The following is a 20,639-nucleotide window of genomic DNA, read 5'->3' as shown; positions in this document are numbered from 1 at the left end:
AGCATGTTTCGCTGCCGGGTGCCTGGACTAGCGGACCCAGCCCCAGCGCTTGAGCTCGGCGAAGGTGTCGTCCAGCGTCTTGCGGACGCGGGCGATCAGCTCGTCGCATTCCTCATGCGAGATGACGAGCGGCGGGGCGATGATCAGCCGGTCGCGCACGGCGCGCATGACGAGGTTGTTCTTGAACGAGAAGTCGCGCGCCAGCGTGCCGACCTTGCCGACATCGGGGAATTTGGTGCGGCCGGTTTTGTCCGGCGTCAGTTCCAGCGCGCCGACAAGGCCGAGCATCGGCGCTTCACCGACCAGCGGATGCTCGGCCAGCGCGTTCCAGCGGGCCTGGAGATAGGGGCCGACATCGCTGGCGACGCGGCCGACGAGGTCCTCGCGCTGCATGATGGCGAGATTGGCCAGCGCCGCGGCACAGGCGGCGGGATGGCCGGAATAGGTGTAGCCATGGTTGAAGTCGCCGCCTTCGTGCAGCACTTCCGCCACCCGGTCCGCCACCATGACGCCGCCGAGCGGCATGTAGCCCGAGGTGATGCCCTTGGCCATGACAAGAATGTCCGGCTCTGTGCCGAAGGTCTCGCAGCCGAACCAGCTGCCGGTGCGGCCGAAGCCGCAGATCACTTCGTCGGAAACGAACAGGATGTCCCGCTCGCGGCAGATGCGGGCGATTTCCGGCCAATAGCTGGCGGGCGGGATGATGACGCCGCCGGCGCCCTGCACCGGCTCGGCGATGAAGGCGGCGATGCGGTCTTCGCCCATGGCGTCGATGGTGGCTTCCAGCGCCCGGGCGGTGCGCAGGCCGAACTCTTCCGGCGTCTCGCCCTGGCGCGCCTCGCCCCAGAAATAGGGCTGGGCGATGTGGAGGATGTCCGGGATGACCGCGCTCTGGCCGTGCATCGGCGCCATGCCCCCTAAGCTGCCGGCGGCGACGGTGGAGCCGTGATAGGCGTTGCGGCGGGAGATGATGATCTTCTTCTCCGGCTTTTCCTTGATCTGGAAATAGCGGCGGACGAGCTTGATCACCGTGTCGTTGGATTCCGACCCGGAGCCGGTGAAGAACACCTTGTTGAACTGCGGCGGGGTCAGTTCGGCGAGCTTGGCCGACAGCTCGATGGCCGGGCGGTGGGTGGTCTTGAAGAAGGTGTTGTAATAGGGCAGCTCGCGCAGCTGCGCCGCCACCGCCTCCACGATCTCCTCGCGGCCATAGCCGACATTCACGCACCACAGGCCGGACATGCCGTCGAGGATGCGGTTGCCGTCGGAATCGGTCAGCCAGACGCCTTCCGCCTTCACCACGATGCGGGAGCCTTCCGCGTTCAGGGACTTCATGTCGCTGAACGGGTGGAGGTGATGGGCGGCATCGAGCGCACGCAGCTCGGCGGTGGTTTTCGGCAGGGTCATGACGCGCACTCGCGAGAGTTATGAAGCTGAGCGGCACAATGTGATCACATTTTGCGTGCGTCAAGCCTTGCCGCGTGTCACAAGTGCGCTCGGCGGGCCGGGGGCCGGCCGGGCCCCGACGCGCAGGCGGAGGCGGCTTGACCGAGGCCCCCGCGCCGTGACCAGAATTGACGTGTCGACTTATACCAGGTGGATCATGCCATTGCCCGAAGCCGTGGGAGACGCCACGGCGGCTGCCCGCGAAACCGTTCCGCAGATTGACGAATTCGGCGCCTATGTCGCCGCGCACGGCGCGCCGGAGATCGTCGAGGTGCTGTTGCCCGACACCCATGGGGTGCTGCGCGGCAAATGGATTCCCGGCGGGGCAGGGGGCAAGATCTGGGGCGACGGCGTCGCCATTCCGCTTTCCATCTTCGGTCTCGACATCTGGGGCCGCGAGGTCGAGGAGACCGGCATCCACATCGAGACCGGCGACCGCGACGGCATCTGCCGCCCGGTGCCGGGCACGCTGAAGCCGGTGCCGTGGTCGCCGCGCCCGGCGGCGCAGGTAATGCTCACCATGAACGAGCCGGACGGGCGCGGCGGCGAGCGGCCCTGGGACCTCGACCCGCGCCACAAGCTGGAAGCGCAGGTGCAGCGCCTCGCCGCGCTGGGGCTCACCCCCTGCGTCGCCTTCGAGCTGGAATTCTACCTGCTCAAGCCGGCGCCGGGGCCGAACGGCCTGCCCGAACCGGTGTTTCCCGCCTCTTCCGGCGGGCCGGCGCGGCAGAACATGTATTCCATGTCCGATCTCGACGCCTATGCGCCGCTGCTGCACGACATTCGCGAGGCCGCGCGCATCCAGGGCCTGCCCGCCGACACGGTGATCTCGGAAGCTGCGCCCGGCCAGTATGAGGTGAACCTCTATCACCGCCGCGACCCGATGGCGGCGGCGGACGACGCCATTCTGCTGCGCCGGCTGATCGACGGTGTGGCCCGCAAGCACGGCGTGCGGGCGAGCTTCATGGCCAAGCCCTTCCTCGATTTCGCCGGCTCCGGCATGCATGTGCATGTGAGCCTGACTGACGCCGCCGGCCACAACGCCTTCGGCGCCGGCGAGGCGGGCGACCGGCTGCTGCGCCATTGCGCGGCTGGGCTGCTGAGCACGATGGCTGACACCGCCGTGCTCTATGTGCCGAGCTATAATGGCTTCCGCCGGCTGGTGCCGGGCAGCTACGCCCCCACCAGCGTCTCCTGGGGCTATGACAACCGCGCCGTGGCGGTGCGGGTGCCGAACGGCCCGCCCAAGGCGCGCCGGCTGGAGCACCGCATCGCCGGCGCCGATGCCCATCCCCATCTCGTGCTGGCGGCGATCCTCGCCGGCATGCTGGAAGGCATCGAGCGCGGCGAGGAGCCACCGGCGCCGCTGACCGGCAATGCCTATGAGCAGGGCGCGCCGGGTCTGTCCTACGACATGGGGGAGGCGATCCGGCTGTTCGGCGCCTCCGACTTCGTCGGGCGGGCCTTCGGCACCGAATATCAGCGGGTGTTCGCCATCATGAAGGAAGCGGAGCTGTTCGCCTTCGAGCGGCGCATCAACCCGCTGGAATACGAGACCTATTTGTAAGCACGGCCAAGGGATGAGCAAACAGCGGGTTGAGCAAAGCCCACCGACGCTCTAGCCTTGGTATGATGAGGCTGCGAACCTCAGCCGAACAACGCTTTCCCGAGGAGAATAGGATGTCCCGCCTCCTGACCACCATCGCGGCCGGCTTGCTGACCGCGCTGGCCATCGCGCCGGCTGCGGCGCAGGAAAAGGTCGTGAACGTCTACAACTGGTCCGACTACATCGACGAATCGGTGTTGGAGGAGTTCACCAAGGAAACCGGCATCAAGGTCCGGTACGACGTCTTCGACTCGAACGAGGTGCTGGAGACCAAGCTCCTCGGCGGCAAGACCGGCTATGACGTGGTGGTGCCCACCGGCTCCTTCCTGCAGCGCCAGATCCAGGCCGGCGTATTCCTCAAGCTCGACAAGGCCAAGCTGCCCAATTTGCAGTATCAGTGGCCGCTGATTTCCGAGCGCCTCGCCGTCTATGACCCCGGCAACGAATATGCCGTGAACTATATGTGGGGCACGACCGGCATCGGCATGAATGTCGACAAGGTGAAGGAGCGCCTTGGCGACACCCCGCTCAACAGCTGGGACATCATCTTCAAGCCGGAGCTGCTGGCCAAGCTGAAGGATTGCGGCGTCTACATCCTCGACGGGCCGGAAGAAGTGATTCCGACCGCGCTGCGCTATCTCGGCAAGGACCCGAACTCCAAGGACCCGGCCGATATCGAGGCCGCCGGCAAGCTGCTGGCGCCGATCCGCAAATACATCAAGAAGTTCGATTCCTCGGGCTATATCAACGCGCTCGCCGGTGGCGACATCTGCATCGCGCTCGGCTGGTCCGGCGACGTGTTCCAGGCCAAGACCCGCGCCGAGGAAGCCGCGCAGAAGACGGGCAAGAAGCCGGTCAACATCGAGTACGTCATCCCCAAGGAAGGCGCGCTGATGTGGTTCGACAACTTCGCCATCCCGAAGGATGCCCCGCACCCCGAGGAGGCGCTGGCCTTCATCAACTTCATGATGAAGCCGGAAGTGGCGGCGAAGAACGCCAACTTCATCTCGTACGCCAGCGGCAATCTCGGCGCGCAGCAGTTCATCGACAAGGCGATCATCGACAACCCCGCGATCTACCCGGACAAGGAGACGCAGGCGAAGCTGTTCACCGTCACCACCTACCCGCAGAAGGTCCAGCGCGTGGTCACCCGCACCTGGAACGACTTCAAGCGCGGCAAGTGAGCGTGCGGTGAACGCCGTTCTCAACTGATGCGAAAGGCCGGGCCCAGCGCCCGGCCTTTTTGTTTGCTGGCGGTGCGAAGGCGTTATGCGACATCATCCTGAAGTGCCCGCACAGCGGGCCTCGAAGGATGCCCAGCCGGGAGAGGGATCTGCGTGCTTCGAGGCCGGGCTGTGCCCGGCGCCTCAGCATGACGGGCCTCGCATTCAGGACGGCTTGTCCGGGGTACTGGAGAGGCGCCCAGCGCCCCCTACATCCGCCAGCGCTTGTAGAACCAGGTCCACTGCTCGGGATATTCGCGCACCCAGCCTTCGACCACGGAGGTGATCATCTGCATCGCCCCGTCCACGTCGATGCGCCCGCTGGCGTCGCGCGGCAGGTTGAGCGCCGGGGTGCACTGGATGCGGAACCGGCCTTCCGGCAGACGGATCACCCGCACGCCATGCACCGGGCACTCATAGAGCCGGGCGAGGCGGGCGATGGTGGGGTTGGCGGAGCAGGGCTGGCCAAAGAACTGCACGGTCGGCCCGCCACGGCGCGCCTGATCCACGAGAATGCCGAGATGCTTGCCCTGGTCGAGCACGGCGGCGAGCTCGAACACCGCCACATGCGAGGCGGCGACCAGATTGCCCATCACCCGGCTGCGGGCCTCGAACAAAAGGTCGGCGAAGAAGGAATTGTCCGGCGCGCGGAACAGCACGGCGCTGTCCAGCCCCTGCGCGGTGGCGGCGATGGCCGGCAACTCCCAATTGGCGAGATGCGCGGTGAACACCAGCGCCGGCTTTCCGTCCACCCGCATGGCGACGAAGTTCGATACGCCCGTGGTTTCGATCCGGCTCTTGGCCGGCTCCCACATATTGTACTGCCAGATGCGGTCGAGATGGACGAACTCGCCGGCCATGCGGCCGAGATTGTCCCACATGCCGCGCGCGATCGCCTCGCGCTCGGCCTCGGTCTTCTCAGGGTAGGCGCGGCGCAAATTGCTCAGCGTCACCCGGTGGATCGAGGTGTAGGGCCCGATCAGGCGGGCCCAGAAGCCGCCATTCCACGAGGCGAAGCGCGGCGGCTGCAGCCGCATGACGCGCATCAGCGTCCACACGCCCGCCGACAGCGCGGCATCGCGCAGGCGCGTGGTCCAGGGGCGGGAAGGGGTCATCGCGTTTAAGGCCCGAACCTCGCCTTTGCTCAGAAGGTGATGACGACCTTGCCGAACACGCGGCGGGTTTCCAGCCGTTCCAGCCCGGCGCCGAACTGCTCCAGCGGGAATTCGGAATCGATCACCGGCTTCACCCCGCGCTCCATCCGCTTCAGCCCGTCGGCAATGGCGCGGATCGGCGCGCCGAAGGAGCCGATGATGCGGTACTGGCGCTGGAACAGCTGCATCAGGTTCATGTTGACCGACACGCCCGAGGTCGAGCCGCAGGTGACGAGACGCGCGCCCGGCTTCATCGACAGCAGCGAGCCGTTCCAGGTCTCGGCGCCGACATGCTCGAACACCACGTCCACGCCCTTCTTCTTGGTGATCTTGCGCACCTCGTGCTCGAAGCGGTCGGTCTTGTAGTTGATGACGTGATCGGCGCCGAGGGCCTTCGCCTTGGCGCATTTCTCGTCGTCGCCCGCCGTGGTGATGACGGTGCAGCCGATTTCCTTGGCCATGCGGATCGCCACCGTGCCGATGCCGGAGCCGGCCGCGTGGACGAGAATCGTCTCGCCCGGCTCAAGCTTGGCATTATCGAACAGCATGTGCTCGACAGTGGAGAAGGTGACGGGCGCGGTGGCGGCGTCGGTCCAGGAAATGCCGTCCGGGATCGGCACGCACAGGCGTTCCTTGATGTTGAGCTGGTCGCGGGCGAAGCCGTCGACATGGAAGCCCATCACGCCGGCAACTTCCTCGCAGAGATTGTCGCGGCCCTGCCGGCACATCTTGCACTGGCCGCAGGTGAGCGCGCCATACATCGCGACCTTGGAGCCCGGCCGGAAACGGGTGACGCCCTCACCAATGGCGGTGACCTCGCCCACGGCCTCGGCGCCCACCACCAACGGCATCTTGCGCTTGGCGAAGGCCATGCCGCGCCAGCCCCACACATCGATATGGTTCAGCGCCAGCGCCTTGATGCTGACCTGCACCTCGCCCGGTTCCGGCGCGCCGGGGGCGGGCAGGTCGGTGAGGATGAGTTCGCGGTCGGAGACCAGCTGAAGCGCGCGCATGAACAACTCCGGACAGACGGCGGCGGCAGGACGCGCCCCGCAACCCGTCGATACGGGAGTGGGGCGCGCGTGGATGCCGTCCGCGAAAGGACGAGGGTGGATAACGAAATCAGCGCTGTATGGCTAGTGCGGCGGTGAGCCCGCCATCCACCGGCAGGGTTGCGCCGGTGACATAGGCGGCGCCGGGCGAGAGCAGGAACGACACCACGCCCGCCACATCCTCCGGCGCGGCGAAGCGGCCGGCGGGAATCTGCTTCTCGACATTGGCGCGGTAGGCGGCATAGGGCGCCAGCATCGCCGTATCGACGAAGCCGGGGGCGACGACGTTCACCGTCACCCCGCGCCGGGCGCTCTCGATGGCCAGCGTGCGGCAATAGCCGGCCAGCGCGGCCTTGGAGCCGGCATAGATGGCGTTGCCGGCATTGGCGACATCCGCCGCGATGGAGCCGATGGCAATGATGCGCCCGGCCCGCGCCCGCGTCATCGGCCGCACCAGCGCGCCGACCAGCTTGACGAAGGACCAGTAATTCACCTGCATCAGCTGCTCGGCGCGGTGCTGGTCGACCAGCGCCGCGAGCGTGTCGTAGCTCATGCCGGCATTGTGGACGAAGCCGAAATAGGTCGGCTCCTCCGCGAGCACGGCGGCGAAGGCTTCCACCGCGCTTTTGTCGGCGAGGTCGAGCGCGCGGGCCTCAACACGGGCGTCTGGCTTCTCGGCCGTGATGGCGGCGATCAGCGCCTGCGCTTCGGCCTCGGCCGTGCGCACGGTGAAGACGACCTCGAACCCCGCGAGCGCGAGGGCGCGCACGATGGCGGCGCCGACGCCGCGCCCGCCGCCGGTGACGAGGACGCGCTGGCTCACGCGGGTTCGCCCGTGAGGATCAGGCACACATTCTGGCCGCCGAAGCCGAACGAATTCGACATCACCCGCGTCACCGTCGCGTCGCGGGCGACGTTCGGCACCACGTCGAGCGGGATGGCCGGGTCGGGCAGCTCGTAATTGATGGTCGGCGGAATGCGGCCATTGGCGATGGTCATCAGCGACACCACCGCCTCGATGGCACCGGCGGCGGTGAGCGTATGGCCGATCATCGACTTGTTCGACGAGATCGGGATGCCCGCCAGCCGCTCGCCGAACACGGCGCTCATGCCGGTGAACTCCATGCGGTCGTTCTCCGGCGTCGAGGTGCCGTGGGCGTTGATGTAGTCGATGGCATCCGGCTCGACACCAGCATCGGCCAGCGCGTTGCGCATGCAGCCGATCACCGGCTTGGCATCCGGCGAGGAGCGGGTGCGGTGGAAGCTGTCGGCCATTTCGCCGACGCCCTCGACCACGCCGAGGATCTTCGCGCCGCGCGCCAGCGCGTGCTCCAGGCTCTCCAGCACCAGCGCGCCGGCACCCTCGGCGATGATGAAGCCGTCGCGATTCTTGGCGAAGGGGCGGGAGGCGGCTTCCGGAACGTCGTTGTTGGTCGACAGCGCCGAGAGCAGCGAGAAGCGGATCAGGGCTTCGGCCGTCACCGAGCCGTCGGTGGCGATGGACAGCGCCGCCTCGCAATCGCCGCGCCGGATCGCCTCGACGCCGAGCTGGATCGAGGTGTTGCCGGATGCGCAGGCGGTGGACAGCGAGATCGGCTGCCCCTTGGTGCCGAAGCGGTCGGCGAGGTGGTCGGCGATCGAGCCGTAGAGGAAGCGCTCGTGCCAGGCATCGTGGCCATGGGCCTCGGCGGCGCGCAGCAGGTCGTCATAGGAGACGGGGGCGTTGGGCGCAGCTTCCTGGGCAAGGATGCGGCGCTGCGGCCATTCCAGCTCGATCGGCGGCACGGCGCAGAACAGCGGGCCGGGGAAGGCGCCCTTGCCGCCAATGCCGGATTCGGCGATCGCCTCTTCCGCCGCCAGCGTCGCCAGTTCCTCGGAAAGGTCGGGCGCCGTGCTCTTGCTCTTCGGCAGATAGTCCACCGTGCCGGCGATGGTGGTGCGCATCGCGTCGATGGGGAAGCGGGTGATGCGGTGAATGCCGGACGTGCCGGAGGTCAGCTTCGCCCAGTTATCCTGCTTGCCCTGGCCGAGCGAGGTGACGAGCCCCATGCCGGTGACGACGACAATCGGCCGGCCGGCCTTGTCGGTATAGGAAGCCATGATCTGCTCCTCGGAAGCGATATGCTCCCGGCTGGTGGGTCAGTCGGCGCGCTCGACCAGCGCGACGCCTTCCCCACGCCAATGCCCCACTGCGGTCACGATGGCACGGGAAAGCGAGCCATCGAAAGGCTTTTCAAGCGTCTCGCCGTCGAGCGGCGGGAACAGCTTGCCCTCGGCCACGCAGAGCGCGGCCAGCGCCAGCGCCACCGGCATCTGCGCTTCCAGCCCGTGGCCGACACGGTCGGTGACCGAGCGCACCGGCAGGCCGGAACGGGCGAGCACGGCGGCTTCCGCCTGCGTCGGCTCGGGCGCGCCGCTGGCGGCGGAGAACAGCGCGGTGGCATCCGCGTCGGCGCCGGCGGTCTTCAACAACTCGTCCAGCACCGCCTCGACGGCGCCGGGCTCGTTGCGGCGGGCGCGCTCGGACCACACGCCGGAAAGCTTGGCGATGGGCTTGGCGCCGCGCGCCGTGGCGTGCTCGGGCGATTCCAGCACCAGGAAGGCGCCGGCCGAGCCGGTCGGCACGCCCTTCGGCTCCGCCAGCACCGGCGCCCAGGGGGCATGCATGGCGAGGCGCTTGAGGGCGAAAAGCAGCAGCATGTCGCGCCGCTCGGCATTATAGGCGCCGCCCACAAGGGCGATCTCGCTGGTGCCGGCGGCGATGCGCGACCAGCCGATGCGCACCGCGTCCGTGCCGGAGCTTTCCTCGCCCATGAAGGTGCGCGAGGAGCCGGTGACGCCATGGACGATGGAGATGTTGCCGGCGAGCAGGTTCGACAGCTGCGCCAGGAACAGCGTCGGACGCAGATTCGACTGCAGCTGCTCGTTGAGGAAAACCTCGGGGTTCGGCTGCTTCTCGATGTCGGTGAGAATGGCGCCGTCGACCGCCTGGTCACGCTCGCCGCCGCCCGCCGCCACCACCATGTCGGTGGTGGAGAGAATGTCCTTGTTGCCCTTGATGCCGGCGGAATCCAGCGCAAGGCCGGCGGCATAGGTGCCGATGCGCTGCCAGGGCTCCATCTGCCGCTGGTCGCCCTTCTTGGGGATCTGCGCGTCGAAGCTGATCGGGGCGAGCGGATGCACGACGTAGGGCGCGAAGCCCGATTCGTCGATCACCGGGCGGGCGCCGGAGGACAGGGCCTGCCAATGGGCCTCGGGCCCTTCACCGAGCGAGGAAACAAGCCCGATGCCGGTGATCCAGACGTCGCGACGATTAGACATGCGTGAGATTTCCTGCGGCTTCCGCCGTGTCTAACACGGCCTCGCCCATCGGCATGCCGATGCGTTCGGCAGTGGAAAGCAGATAGCCGCGCAGTTCCGGGGCCGGGAAGGGCATGGTCTTGAGCGTCACATCGGCATTGCAGACAAGCTTGCCATCGACGCGCCCCTCGGCTTTCAGCCGGGCGAAGCCCGAGCCGTCATGATCGAGGCGCGCGAACACCTCGATCACCTGGCCCGGCGTCACGAAGGTGCGCAGCTTGCCCTTGTCGACCGAGGCGAGGAACGCCATGCGGTCGTAATTGTGCAGCCGCAGCAGCAGCATGCCGCAGCTCTGCGCCATGATCTCGAACAGCAGCACGCCCGGCAACAGCGGGTGCCCGGGGAAATGGCCTTCAAAGATCGGGCTCTCGCACGGGACGGTGTTGGCAGTCCGCAAGGTGCGAGCCTCGAGGTCGAGCTCAACCACCTTGTCGATCATCTGAAAATATTCGAGGCGCATTACCCGTCCCGCTTCTACGTCGCCCTTCCGCCGGATCAGGCGGACTTGGCCGCGATCAGCTCGTCGATGCGCGCGCAGAGATTCTTGAGCACGAAATACTGCTCGGTCGTCGCCTTGCCTTCGTTGACTTCCTGGGTCCAGCTTTCAAGCGGCAGCTTAATGCCGAACGCCTTGTCGATGGCGAAGGCGATGTCGAGGAAGTCCAGGCTGTCGATGCCGAGATCGTCGATGGCGTGGCTCTCGGGCGTGATGTTCTCGCGCGGGATGTCGCACGTTTCGGCAATGATGTTGGCAACGGTCTCGAACGTGGTCGACATGAAAGGCCTCTGATCTCGCAGCCGCGTCCGGCCACAGTTGAATGGGTTCGCCCGGCGCTCCCGCGTCGCAGGCCCCCGAATGGATGTCGGCCCGTATACCTAAGCGCGACCGGCGATTCAATGGCGCCGGCACGGCAATCCTCGGCAGTGTGACATCCCTGCCGTCGCGCTTTGGCCGGCCCGGCATCCACATGGGTTGCGCGGCGTCATGGCGAGGTGATCGATTTCGTCCTATCGTCCCCCGCGTCGATCGGCAGTCCAGTTGCGGAGCAGGTGTCATGAACCCTTTTAGTTCGGCCTTTTCATGGCTCGGAAAGGGGGCGGCGCTTTCGCTCCTCGCGCTCTCGCTGGCGACAGCCGCCCACGCGCAGGCTCAGAAGCCGGCGGCGACCAAGCCGGGCGCCGCCGCCGCTGGGGCGGCCGCCGCCGCCGCGGCCACGACTGCGAAGCCCGCTGCCGCCACGCCGACCGCGGCTGCACCGGCCAAGCCGGCGCCGGACGCGCTGCCGAAGACCTATGCACCGCAGGAACTGGTGGAGGCCGCGCGCCGCTTGCAGGCCCTGCTGCAGCGCGAGCGCGGCCCGCTGCCCAAGCCCGCAGCCCAGCTGCGCAAGGATGCCGACGCCGCGCTCACCGCCGGGGATGCGCGCACCGCCGCCGATCTCTATGGCAAGCTGGCGCTGGCGAGCCCCGGCGATGCCGGGCTGTGGCAGCGCCTTTCGCGCGCCCTCTCGCGCATCAAGCCGAACGACGATGAGAGCGCCGACACCTTCCTGGAGCGGGCGCAGGCCGCCGCCTTCCTCGCCTATCGCGCCGCGACGACCAAGGCGCAGCAGGCCGACGCGCTGTTCGCCATCGGCCGTCTCTACGATCAGCGCTCGCTCTGGCGCCCGGCGCTCGACACGCTCGCCACCGGCCTCACCTATGTCGACGTGCCGGAGCAGCGCGCTTTCTACAACAAGCTGCGCGAGGAGCGCGGCTTCCGCATTCTCGACTACAGCGTCGATTCGGACGCCTCCAACCCGCGCATCTGCGTGCAGTTCTCCGAGCCGCTGGTGAAGGGTGGCAAGGACTATTCCGCCTATGTGACGCTGCGCGGGCCGCAGGGCCCTATCGACAAGCCGGCGGTGACGGCAGAGGAGAGCCAGCTCTGCGTCGAGGGGCTCAAGCATGGCGAGAGCTATGACGTGACGCTGCGCGCCGGGCTGCCGTCCTCGATTGCCGCCGAGCCGCTCGCTGCCGCCTCCGAACTCACCATCTATGTGCGCGACCGCAAGCCGGGCGTGCGTTTCACCGGCCGCAATTATGTGCTGCCGCGCACCGGCCCACGCGGCATTCCGGTCGTCTCGGTGAACACCTCGAAAGTGGCGGTCGATCTCTACCGCATCGGCGATCGCAGCCTGATTCCCACCGCGATTGACGGCGAGTTCCGCCGCGATCTCGGCGGCTATGATCTGCAGCAGCTCAAAGACGGCAAGGCCGAACTCATCTTCAAGGGCGAGCTGGAAACCGCTTCCCCGCTCAATGAGGATGTGACCACCTCTTTTCCCGTCGATGAGGCGGTGAAGACGCTCGCGCCCGGCGTCTACGTGCTCGCGGCGCGGCCGGGAGGGGATGCCGCCGACCCGAATGACGAGTGGCAGTCGCGCGCCACCCAGTGGTTCGTCGTTTCCGATCTCGGCCTCACCGCCCTGTCCGGCAGCAACGGACTGACCGTGCTGGTGCGCGCGCTCGGTACCGCGCAGCCGCTGGAAGGGGTGGAGCTGCGCCTGCTCGCCAAATCCAACGACGTGCTGGCCACCGCCCGGACCGATGCCAGCGGCAGCGCCGCCTTCGACGCCGGGCTGATGCGCGGCACGGAAGGCTTCGCCCCGGCGGTGATCGTCGCCCAGGCGAAGGAGGGCGACTATGCCTTCCTCTCGCTGGCCGACCAAGCGTTCGACCTCACCGACCGCGGCGTCGGCGGGCGCGCGGCGCCGGAACGTTATGACGCCTTCGTCACCACCGAGCGCGGCGTCTACCGCTCCGGCGAGCAGGTCCATGTCACCGCGCTGCTGCGCAGCCCGCAGGTCAGCGCGGCGGCGGGCGTGCCGCTCACCGTCATCTTCAAGCGCCCCGACGGCGTGGAGGAGCGCCGCGAACTGGTCGCCGACCAGGGCGCGGGCGGGCGCACGGTCACCTATGCCCTCATGGGCGACGCCATGACCGGCACCTGGCGGGTCGAGGCCTATGTCGATCCGCGCGGCGCGCCGGTGGGTTCCACCACCTTCCTGCTTGAGGACTATGTGCCGGAGCGGCTCGCGCTGAACCTCTCCACCACCGCGACCACGATCGCGCCGAACGCGCCGGTGACGGTGGCGGCGGATGGGCGCTGGCTGTTCGGCCCGCCGGCGGCCGGGCTCGACATCGACGCGGAAATCGAGGTGCGCGTCGCCGATTCCCGTCCCGGCCTGCCGGGCTGGCGTTTCGGCCGCACTGACGACGGCTTCACCCCCGTGCGCCAGCCGCTGGCCGACGCGCCGGTGACGGATGCGCAGGGCAAGGCGAGCCTTTCCGTGCTGCTGCCGACCCTGCCGGCCACCGCGCGGCCGCTGGAGGCGGAGATTTTCGTCGGGCTGAACGAGGGCGCGGGCCGGGCGGTGCGCCGCTCGCTGGTGCTGCCGGTGCAGCCCGCCGGCAACGGCATCGGCGTCAAGCCGCTGTTCGACAAGGCGGGGCCGGGCGAGAACGCCACTGCCGGCTTCGAGGTGCAGGGCTTTGATGCCGCCGGCCAGCCTGTGGCGCTGAAGGGCGCGCAATGGGCGCTCTACCGCATCGAGACCCGCTATCAATGGTACCGTCTCGGCGGCAGCTGGGATTTCGAGCCGGTCGAATCGGTGGCGAAGGTCGCCGACGGCACGCTCGACCTCACCGGCGGCGCCCCGGCGCGGCTGAGCGTTCCCGTCGCCTGGGGCCGCTACCGGCTGGAAGTGACGGACGGCACGCGCGCCACCGCCGTGCCGTTCAATGCCGGCTGGGGCGGCGGCGCCACTGCCGACGCGCCGGACCGGCTGGAAGTCGGCCTCGACAAGGCGCAATACGCCGCCGGCGACACCCTGAAGGTGAACCTCACCAGCCGCTATGCCGGCTCGGCAACGGTGCTGATCGTCGGCGACGGCGTGCTGGCGGCGAAGACGCTTGACGTGAAGGCGGGCGACAACGCGGTCGACTTCAAGGTCGCCGCCGGCTGGGCGCCGGGCGCCTATGCGCTCGCCTTCCTGCACCGGCCGCTCGATGTGGCGGCGGGCCGCAATCCCGGCCGCGCCATCGGCCTCGCCTGGTTCGGCGTCGACCGCGCCGAGCGGGTGCTGGCGGTGAAGCTGGGCGCGCCCGCGCTCGCCCGGCCGGAGACGACGCTGTCCGTGCCGGTCGAAGTGGCGGGCAATGGTCAAGGCGAGGCCTATGTGACGCTCGCTCTGGTCGATGTCGGCATTCTCAACCTCACCGGCTTCAAGGCGCCGGACCCGGAGGCCTTCTATCTCAGCCAGCGGGCGCTGGGCACGCAGGTGCGCGACTTCTACGGCCAGCTGATCGACGGCATGCTCGGCAGCCGGGGGCGCCTGCGCGCCGGCGGCGACGCCATGGATATGGGCCTGCAGGCCGAGCCCCCGACGCAGCCGCCGCTCGCCCTGTTCTCCGGCCTCGTCAAGCTCGACGCGCAGGGCCGGGGCACCGTCGACTTCACACTGCCGCCCTTCGACGGCACCGGCCGGCTGATGGCGGTGGCGTGGTCCGGCGCGGCGGTGGGGCATGCGCAGGGCGATGTGGTGATCCGCGACCCCGTGGTCATCACCGCCACCCTGCCGCGCTTCCTCGCCGCTGGCGACCGCTCGACACTCAACCTTGCCCTCGACAATGTGGATGGCGAGGCGGGCGACTATGCGCTGGAGATCGTCACCGACGGCCCGGTCACAGTGGCCAGCGCGCCGAAGACGGTGCCGCTCGCCAAGGGCGCGCGCCAGTCCTTCGCCGTGCAACTGAACGGCGCCGGCATCGGCGGGGCGAAGGTCTCTGTGCGGCTGTCGGGCCCCGGCGGGCTCGCCATCGTGCGCGACTATGCGCTCAATGTCCGCCCGGCCTATCCCGCCATCTCCCGTCGCAGCGTCGAGACGCTGGCGCCGGGCGCGGCACTGACGCTGAGCGCCGATCTCGTGGCGGACCTCGTGCCGGGACGGGGCGGGGTCAGCGTTTCCGCCGGGCTCGACCCGGCCTTCGACGTGCCGGCGCTGATCGGTGCGCTCGACCGCTACCCCTTCGCCTGTTCCGAACAACTCACCAGTCGGGCGCTGCCGCTGCTCTATCTCAGCGATTTCGGCCCGCCGAACCGCTTCCGCCTGACCAGGGACCCGGCGGAGACGATCCGCAACGCCATTGCCCGGCTGATTGCCCGGCAGGGCTCGGACGGCTCCTTCGGCCTGTGGGATGCGGGCGGCAACGATCTGTGGCTCGACGCCTATGTGAGCGACTTCCTCACCCGGGCCCGCGAGCGTGGCCACGCCGTGCCGGAGCAGCCCTTCACCCTCGCGCTCGACCGGTTGCGCAATTCGCTCGCCTATGCCGGCGACGGCGCCACCGATGACGGCGCCGCCTATGCGATCTATGTGCTGGCCCGTAACGGCCGGGCACCGCTGGGCGACCTGCGCTATGTCGCGGACGCCAAGCTCGATGCGGTGACCAGCGCCATGGCGCGCGGCCAGCTCGCGGCGGCGCTCGCCATGCTCGGCGACAAGGGGCGGGCGGAGAAGGTGTTCAACGCGGCGCTGGAGATTCTCCCCGACGCTTCGGAGACGCTGACCACCGGCCGGCCGGATTTCGGCTCGATCCTGCGCGACGCCGCCGGCGTGGCGACGCTCGCCTCTGAAGCCGGCTTCACCGCTACCGCCCGCACCGCGCGCCAGCGCGTCGCCACCGCCTTTGTCGAGGCGGGTCCGACCTCGACGCAGGAAGACGCCTGGCTGCTGCTCGCCGCCCGCGCGCTGCGCGAGGGCAAGGGCATCGCCCTCGACATCGACGGCCGGGCGCATACCGGCCTCTATGAGCGCAGCCTGACGCCGCAGGAACTCGCCAAGCCGATCATCCTCACCAATCGCGGCATTGCCCCGCTGGATGTCGCGGTCTCCATCGACGGCCCGCCGGTGGCGCCGGAGCCGGCGGCGGCGGACGGCTTCACCCTGACGCGCAGCTATTACACGCTCGGCGGCGCGCCCGCCGATCCCGCCAAGGTGGCGCAGAACCAGCGTCTCGTCGTGGTGCTGGAAGCGACGGAGGAGGAGGCCGGGCCGAGCCATGTGCTGCTGGTCGACCATCTGCCCGCCGGCTTCGAGATCGACAATCCGACGCTGGCGGTGGGCGCCGATACTGGGGCGCTGGCCTGGCTGGGCGATACCTCGCAGCCCGACCATGCGGAGTTCCGCGACGCCTTCTTCGCCGCCGCCTTCGACCGCACGCAAGGTGGCGAGGAGCCCGGCCTGCTGCGGGTCGCCTATATCGTGCGCGCGGTCTCGCCCGGCCGCTACGCCCATCCCCCGGCCATCGTCGAGGACATGTACCGCCCGGGCCGCTTCGCCCGCACCAGCGCCGGCCAGACCGAGGTGACGGGGCCGGCGCGATGAGATGGCGGTTATGAGGGGCGCAGTGAGGCGAGGGCTGCAGCGTCTCGCGGCCGGGGGCCTGCTCGGCGCGATGCTGCTGGGCGGGGGCTCCTATGCCTGGCTCGCCGGCGTGCGCGCCAGCGCGCCGCCGCCGCCTCGTCTCGCGCTTTCCGTGGAGGTGCGCGACCGCGAGGGCCGGCTGCTGCGCCCCTTCGCTCTACCGGACGGGCGCTGGCGGTTGCCGGCGCAGACGCGCGACATCGACCGGCGCTTCCGCGACATGCTGATCGCCTATGAGGACCGGCGCTTTTACGCCCATGGCGGTGTCGATCCGCTGGCGCTGCTGCGGGCGGCCGGGCAGATGCTGCGCCATGGGCGCATCGTCTCCGGCGGGTCCACCCTCACCATGCAGGTGGCGCGCCTCCTGGAACCGCGCGAGGGCCGCGGGCTCAAAGCCAAGCTCGGCGCCAAGTTCGCCGAGATGCGCCGCGCCATCCAGCTGGAGGCGCGGCTGAGCAAGGACGAGATCCTGGCGCTCTACCTCACCCTCGCGCCCTATGGCGGCAATATCGAGGGCGTGCGGGCCGCGAGCCTCGCCTGGTTCGGCAAGGAGCCGCGCCGGCTTTCGCTGGCCGAGGCGGCGCTGCTGGTGGCGCTGCCGCAGGCCCCCGAATCGCGCCGGCCCGACCGTTTCCCGGAACGGGCGGCGCGGGCGCGGGAGAAGGTGCTGACGCGGCTCGGCGAAGCGGGGCTGTTCGGCCCGGCGGAGGTGGAATACGCCCTGCGCGCCCCCGCGCCGGGCGGCCGTCTCGACCTGCCCAAGCTCGCCCCGCATGCGTCGGAGGAGGCGCGGCGCCAGCAGCCGGCCTTGCAGCGGCACGATCTCGCCATCGACGGGGCGGCGCAGGCCCGGCTGGAAGAACTGGCCGCAGAGCGCGTGCGCGAGCTCGGCACCGGCGTGTCGCTGGCACTGGTGATGGTCGACAATACCAGCGGCGAGGTGCTGGCCCGGGTGAGCGGTGCCGACCCGCTGGACGCCACCCGCGCCGGGGCGGTGGACCTGACGCGCGCCATACGCTCGCCGGGCTCGACGCTGAAGCCCTTCATCTACGGCCTCGCCTTCGAAGACGGCATCGCTCATCCCGAGACATTGATCGAGGACCGGCCAGCGCGCTTCGGCGCCTATCGTCCGCGCAATTTCGACCGCGACTATCAGGGCACGGTGTCGGTGCGGCAGGCGCTGCAATTGTCGCTGAATGTGCCGGCCGTGGTGCTGCTGCAGGCGGTGGGGCCGCAGCGCCTTGCCAGCCGGCTCGGCCAGTCTGGGTTCGCCCTGAAGCTGCCGCCCGGCGAGGTGCCGGGGCTGGCGGTGGGGCTCGGTGGCGTCGGCATGAGTCTCGATGCGCTCGCCGGTCTTTATGCCGGCATCGCCAATGGCGGGCGGGCGCAGGCGCTGCGCGAGCGGCTGGACGGCGCCGCCTCCGGTCCCGACGGGACGCGCGAACTGATGAGCCCGGTGGCGGCGGCCTATCTCGCGCAGTCGCTTGCCGGCACGCCGGCGCCGCGCAATGAGCGTGCCGGCCGCATCGCCTTCAAGACCGGCACGTCCTTCGGCTATCGCGACGCCTGGGCGGTCGGGTTCGACGGGCGGCGGACCATCGCCGTGTGGGTGGGGCGGCCGGACGGCCAGCCCGTGCCGGGCATGATCGGGCGCGAGGCGGCGGCGCCGATCCTGTTCGAGGCCTTCGCCCGGCTGGTGACGCGGCCCGCGCCCTTCGCGCCGGCGCCGCGCGAGGCGATTGAGGCGAAGAACGCGCAATTGCCGCCGCCGCTCCGGTTTTTCGGGCGGGCGTCGGGGCAGGCGGGCGCGGAGGAAGGGCCGAAAATCGCGTTTCCGCCCGATGGGGCGAATCTGGAGCGCGATGGCGACGAGCCGATGGTGCTCAAGGTGAGCGGCGGAACAGGCCCGCTGACCGTGTTTGTCGACGGTGTGCCGGCCAGCCAGCCCGCCGGGGCCGCCACATTGTTCTGGCGGCCGGCGGGCGCGGGCTTCGTGCGTCTGACCGTCATGGACGCTGCGGGATCATCCGACAGCGTCACCTTGCGTATTCGCGGAGCGGCCGATGAGGAAGGGGCCGCTCAGAGTGGACGTCTCAGCGGCCGTTGACGGCGGCGCGGGCGATGTCCTGGCGGGTCAGGCCACGCTTGGCGAGGGCGGCGTCGGACAGACGGGACAGGGCCTCATAGCGCTGGGCGATGCGGCGGCCTTCACCGATGGCTTCGAAGAAGCTGGTGACGTTCTCGACGAAACGCGAGAAGAAGTCGGACGAGGTGTGGTTCAGGGTTGTGGTGGACATCTCTGGCTCCTGTATTCTGTATGCCAGCAAATATAGAGATTCCACCGCAGCGCAAAAGACGGAATGCTGCATGGCAGCACTGAGGTGCGTGCATGCCTGTGAGTGCCCGTTAATCCGGCATTAACGGTGGTTGGGTGGCGACGATCAACCAAAATGGTTGGAAGTGTTCCAGACCCGCAGAATTTGCCGCCCATATCTGCGCCTTTTGGCGGATAAGCTATGCCAAAAGCGCTGGTTGGCATGCCTGCCCTTCCTTAGCGGCATGGCTGGGCCGCAGATTGCTTAGCGCCGCGAGGGGCGCGGCCCGGCCGGTGCGGTGACGAGGGATGCGGCACGGGCGACGGTGTCGAACGGAGACGCGGGTGGCGGGTTGCGTCTTCGCGGGACGCGGCGGTGTCCGTCCGGGGAGGACGGTGGAAACTGCGCGAGAGGGGGTAGACCGGGCCAGCGGGAGCGTCTATAGAGCGCGCCACTGCCGCTGCCCCGCGCCCCGACATCCCAAGAGTCGACGCGGAGAGCCCTGGAAGCGTCGCTCGCGGCGCTCTGGTGGGGGATAGTTTAACGGTAGAACTGCGGACTCTGACTCCGTTAGTCCAGGTTCGAATCCTGGTCCCCCAGCCACTTCCGATAGGGCCGTGAAATCAGAGGCTTGATGCCCCGGCGGCCACAGCCCACGTAGCGGCCTCGTTCATCGGCCGTCCGAAAAACCCTCCCGGGATTGGCAATGACAGCAAAGCCGCGGCTCTATGTGTTGGGCGCCTCCTGTTCCGGCGTGTCGACATTGGGCCGGGCTCTGGCCGCGCGGTTCGCCGTCCCGCCTCTCGACGTGGACGATTTCTACTGGATGCCGACCGATCCTCCCTACCGCGTCAAGCGCGCGCCGGAAGACCGGGTGCGCCTGATCGCGCAGCAGCAGCGGGAAGCCGATGGTTGGGTGCTTGCCGGCTCGTTCATCGGCTGGGGCGAGGCGCTGGTTCAGGCCGTGGACCTGATCGTGTTCCTCTACACGCCAACACCCGTTCGGCTGCAGCGTCTGGATGCGCGGGAGGAGCAGCGGCACGGCGCGCGCATTCGGCCCGGCGGGGACATGCACGAGGCCAGCCGTGCGTTCCGCGAATGGGCGTCGCGTTATGACGACCCGTCTTTCGAAGGCCGCAACCGGGCCCAGCATGAGCGCTGGCTGGCCGAGCAGGGCGCCCCGGTACTGCGCCTCGACGGTGAGCGCCCTGTCGAGGCGCTGGTGCTGTGTGTGGCCGAAGCGCTCGCCAGCGGATTTATGCGTCGCTGATTGAACGGACAGTGCGCGGCGGGGGGGCATCCCATCCGCCGCGACGGTCGATGCCCCCGCGGCTTCGGGGGGAATCAGCTGCCGCTATCCTCGGGATGGTCCGCCTTTGGCGGGCGGCGTGGGAAGATGCGGTAGACCGTGGCCGGGGAAACGCCAAGCGCGCGGGCGACATCCGGCACGGCATTGCCGCTCGCGAGCAGGCGGTGGGCTTTGGCGATATCCTTGTTGGACAGCGATTGCGGCCGCCCGCGCCGCCGCGGGCTTCCGCCGGTGGCCGCCGGGGCGGGGGCCGGCTCGCTGAGCTGGGCGAGCGCGCGGCAGGCGAAGGCGAGGGCTTCGCCGGAGGGGATCATCATGTCCATCGGCATGTGGCCGAGTTGGATGGTCACGCCCTTCCGGCTGAGCGACGCCACGATGCGCACCACGGCCTCCACATCCACGCCGAGATGATTGAGCGCCGGCACCACCAGCACATCGCCGACCCGCGCGAAATCGAGCGCCGCCCGCAGGCCGGGCCGGTCGATCCGGCGGTCGTCGTCAATGTCGCTGAACACATGCTCGCAGCCCAGCGCCCGCAGCGCGGCGGCTTCGGAAGGCTCTGATCCAGCGGCCGGCGGCAGCGTGTCGCGACGGGCAAGAAGCGTGGATTCGGTGACGGGACGGGGGGATACCCCCCCTTCGGATTCGACCAAACAATAACCGATGAGCATCATTCCCCGCAGGCTGGATGCGCCCCCGCAACGGCG

15 protein-coding genes and 1 tRNA gene are annotated in these 20,639 nt (G+C 69.1%); 6 read left to right on the top strand and 10 right to left on the bottom strand.

Annotation, left to right across the window (positions count from 1 at the left end; translation table 11 throughout):
- Positions 1-27 precede the first annotated feature (27 nt).
- Complete coding sequence (locus tag ACP2AH_RS03725; protein ID WP_425104546.1) at positions 28-1,407, bottom strand: aspartate aminotransferase family protein; 1,380 nt, start codon at positions 1,405-1,407, stop codon at positions 28-30.
- Positions 1,408-1,603: 196 nt separating this feature from the next.
- On the opposite strand from ACP2AH_RS03725, the gene ACP2AH_RS03720 reads away from it, so the two are divergent.
- Both ACP2AH_RS03720 and ACP2AH_RS03715 read left to right on the top strand, forming a co-directional pair.
- A complete protein-coding gene (locus tag ACP2AH_RS03720) occupies positions 1,604-3,013 on the top strand; it encodes a glutamine synthetase family protein (protein WP_425104545.1) in 1,410 nt (469 codons plus the stop codon).
- 113 nt (positions 3,014-3,126) lie between these two features.
- On the top strand, positions 3,127-4,236 hold the full coding sequence (locus tag ACP2AH_RS03715; RefSeq protein ID WP_425104544.1) for a polyamine ABC transporter substrate-binding protein: 1,110 nt from the start codon (positions 3,127-3,129) through the stop codon (positions 4,234-4,236).
- A gap of 248 nt (positions 4,237-4,484) precedes the next feature.
- On the opposite strand, the gene ACP2AH_RS03710 is transcribed toward ACP2AH_RS03715, so the two are convergent.
- From ACP2AH_RS03710 to ACP2AH_RS03680, 7 genes are all read right to left on the bottom strand, one after another.
- A complete protein-coding gene (locus tag ACP2AH_RS03710) occupies positions 4,485-5,390 on the bottom strand; it encodes a lipid A biosynthesis lauroyl acyltransferase (RefSeq protein ID WP_425104543.1) in 906 nt (301 codons plus the stop codon).
- Between the two features lie 29 nt (positions 5,391-5,419).
- The gene (locus ACP2AH_RS03705) at positions 5,420-6,442 is read right to left on the bottom strand and encodes a zinc-binding dehydrogenase (protein WP_244377449.1); all 1,023 of its coding nucleotides are present in this window, start codon (positions 6,440-6,442) and stop codon (positions 5,420-5,422) included.
- Between the two features lie 109 nt (positions 6,443-6,551).
- Complete coding sequence (locus ACP2AH_RS03700; RefSeq protein WP_425104542.1) at positions 6,552-7,331, bottom strand: SDR family oxidoreductase; 780 nt, start codon at positions 7,329-7,331, stop codon at positions 6,552-6,554.
- Complete coding sequence (locus ACP2AH_RS03695; RefSeq protein ID WP_425104541.1) at positions 7,301-8,581, bottom strand: beta-ketoacyl-ACP synthase; 1,281 nt, start codon at positions 8,579-8,581, stop codon at positions 7,301-7,303. The genes ACP2AH_RS03700 and ACP2AH_RS03695 overlap by 31 nt, the downstream gene beginning before the upstream one ends.
- Before the next feature lie 39 nt (positions 8,582-8,620).
- The gene (locus tag ACP2AH_RS03690) at positions 8,621-9,802 is read right to left on the bottom strand and encodes a beta-ketoacyl-ACP synthase (protein WP_425104540.1); all 1,182 of its coding nucleotides are present in this window, start codon (positions 9,800-9,802) and stop codon (positions 8,621-8,623) included.
- A complete protein-coding gene (locus ACP2AH_RS03685; RefSeq protein WP_425104539.1) occupies positions 9,795-10,301 on the bottom strand; it encodes a 3-hydroxyacyl-ACP dehydratase FabZ family protein in 507 nt (168 codons plus the stop codon). The genes ACP2AH_RS03690 and ACP2AH_RS03685 overlap by 8 nt, the downstream gene beginning before the upstream one ends.
- 35 nt (positions 10,302-10,336) lie before the next feature.
- Positions 10,337-10,618 (bottom strand): acyl carrier protein, encoded by a 282-nt coding sequence (locus tag ACP2AH_RS03680; RefSeq protein WP_018390121.1) that lies wholly within the window; start codon positions 10,616-10,618, stop codon positions 10,337-10,339.
- A gap of 278 nt (positions 10,619-10,896) precedes the next feature.
- Here ACP2AH_RS03680 and ACP2AH_RS03675 point away from each other — a divergent pair, with 278 nt between their 5' ends.
- Both ACP2AH_RS03675 and pbpC read left to right on the top strand, forming a co-directional pair.
- Positions 10,897-16,269, top strand: a complete 5,373-nt coding sequence (locus ACP2AH_RS03675) for an alpha-2-macroglobulin family protein (RefSeq protein ID WP_425104538.1) — start codon at positions 10,897-10,899, stop codon at positions 16,267-16,269.
- Positions 16,270-16,339: 70 nt separating this feature from the next.
- Complete coding sequence (gene pbpC / locus ACP2AH_RS03670; protein ID WP_425104725.1) at positions 16,340-18,415, top strand: penicillin-binding protein 1C; 2,076 nt, start codon at positions 16,340-16,342, stop codon at positions 18,413-18,415.
- Here the strand turns inward: pbpC and ACP2AH_RS03665 are convergent.
- The gene (locus tag ACP2AH_RS03665) at positions 18,402-18,605 is read right to left on the bottom strand and encodes a DUF1127 domain-containing protein (RefSeq protein WP_425104537.1); all 204 of its coding nucleotides are present in this window, start codon (positions 18,603-18,605) and stop codon (positions 18,402-18,404) included. The two genes, pbpC and ACP2AH_RS03665, sit on opposite strands and share 14 nt — an antisense overlap.
- A gap of 547 nt (positions 18,606-19,152) precedes the next feature.
- Between ACP2AH_RS03665 and ACP2AH_RS03660 the strand changes: the two genes are divergently transcribed.
- Together ACP2AH_RS03660 and ACP2AH_RS03655 are read left to right on the top strand one after the other, a co-directional pair.
- Positions 19,153-19,226: transfer RNA gene (locus ACP2AH_RS03660), tRNA-Gln, on the top strand.
- A gap of 103 nt (positions 19,227-19,329) precedes the next feature.
- The gene (locus ACP2AH_RS03655; protein WP_425104536.1) at positions 19,330-19,893 is read left to right on the top strand and encodes an adenylate kinase; all 564 of its coding nucleotides are present in this window, start codon (positions 19,330-19,332) and stop codon (positions 19,891-19,893) included.
- A gap of 74 nt (positions 19,894-19,967) precedes the next feature.
- Here ACP2AH_RS03655 and ACP2AH_RS03650 read toward each other — a convergent pair whose 3' ends face one another.
- The gene (locus ACP2AH_RS03650; RefSeq protein ID WP_425104535.1) at positions 19,968-20,606 is read right to left on the bottom strand and encodes a recombinase family protein; all 639 of its coding nucleotides are present in this window, start codon (positions 20,604-20,606) and stop codon (positions 19,968-19,970) included.
- Between the last annotated feature and the right edge of the window lie 33 nt (positions 20,607-20,639).

The sequence above is a fragment of the Ancylobacter sp. genome, from assembly GCF_965249975.1.
Lineage (GTDB): Bacteria > Pseudomonadota > Alphaproteobacteria > Rhizobiales > Xanthobacteraceae > Ancylobacter.
This window is presented reverse-complemented; position numbering and strand designations above follow the sequence as displayed.

What these genes read in the sequence shown, in the direction of transcription:
- ACP2AH_RS03725 (WP_425104546.1), bottom strand. Translation starts at nt 1,407, where the DNA reads ATGACCCTGCCGAAAACCACCGCCGAGCTGCGTGCGCTCGATGCCGCC.
- ACP2AH_RS03720 (WP_425104545.1), top strand. Translation starts at nt 1,604, where the DNA reads ATGCCATTGCCCGAAGCCGTGGGAGACGCCACGGCGGCTGCCCGCGAA.
- ACP2AH_RS03715 (WP_425104544.1), top strand. Translation starts at nt 3,127, where the DNA reads ATGTCCCGCCTCCTGACCACCATCGCGGCCGGCTTGCTGACCGCGCTG.
- ACP2AH_RS03710 (WP_425104543.1), bottom strand. Translation starts at nt 5,390, where the DNA reads ATGACCCCTTCCCGCCCCTGGACCACGCGCCTGCGCGATGCCGCGCTG.
- ACP2AH_RS03705 (WP_244377449.1), bottom strand. Translation starts at nt 6,442, where the DNA reads ATGCGCGCGCTTCAGCTGGTCTCCGACCGCGAACTCATCCTCACCGAC.
- ACP2AH_RS03695 (WP_425104541.1), bottom strand. Translation starts at nt 8,581, where the DNA reads ATGGCTTCCTATACCGACAAGGCCGGCCGGCCGATTGTCGTCGTCACC.
- ACP2AH_RS03690 (WP_425104540.1), bottom strand. Translation starts at nt 9,802, where the DNA reads ATGTCTAATCGTCGCGACGTCTGGATCACCGGCATCGGGCTTGTTTCC.
- ACP2AH_RS03685 (WP_425104539.1), bottom strand. Translation starts at nt 10,301, where the DNA reads ATGCGCCTCGAATATTTTCAGATGATCGACAAGGTGGTTGAGCTCGAC.
- ACP2AH_RS03680 (WP_018390121.1), bottom strand. Translation starts at nt 10,618, where the DNA reads ATGTCGACCACGTTCGAGACCGTTGCCAACATCATTGCCGAAACGTGC.
- ACP2AH_RS03675 (WP_425104538.1), top strand. Translation starts at nt 10,897, where the DNA reads ATGAACCCTTTTAGTTCGGCCTTTTCATGGCTCGGAAAGGGGGCGGCG.
- pbpC (WP_425104725.1), top strand. Translation starts at nt 16,340, where the DNA reads ATGCTGCTGGGCGGGGGCTCCTATGCCTGGCTCGCCGGCGTGCGCGCC.
- ACP2AH_RS03665 (WP_425104537.1), bottom strand. Translation starts at nt 18,605, where the DNA reads ATGTCCACCACAACCCTGAACCACACCTCGTCCGACTTCTTCTCGCGT.
- ACP2AH_RS03655 (WP_425104536.1), top strand. Translation starts at nt 19,330, where the DNA reads ATGACAGCAAAGCCGCGGCTCTATGTGTTGGGCGCCTCCTGTTCCGGC.
- ACP2AH_RS03650 (WP_425104535.1), bottom strand. Translation starts at nt 20,606, where the DNA reads ATGATGCTCATCGGTTATTGTTTGGTCGAATCCGAAGGGGGGGTATCC.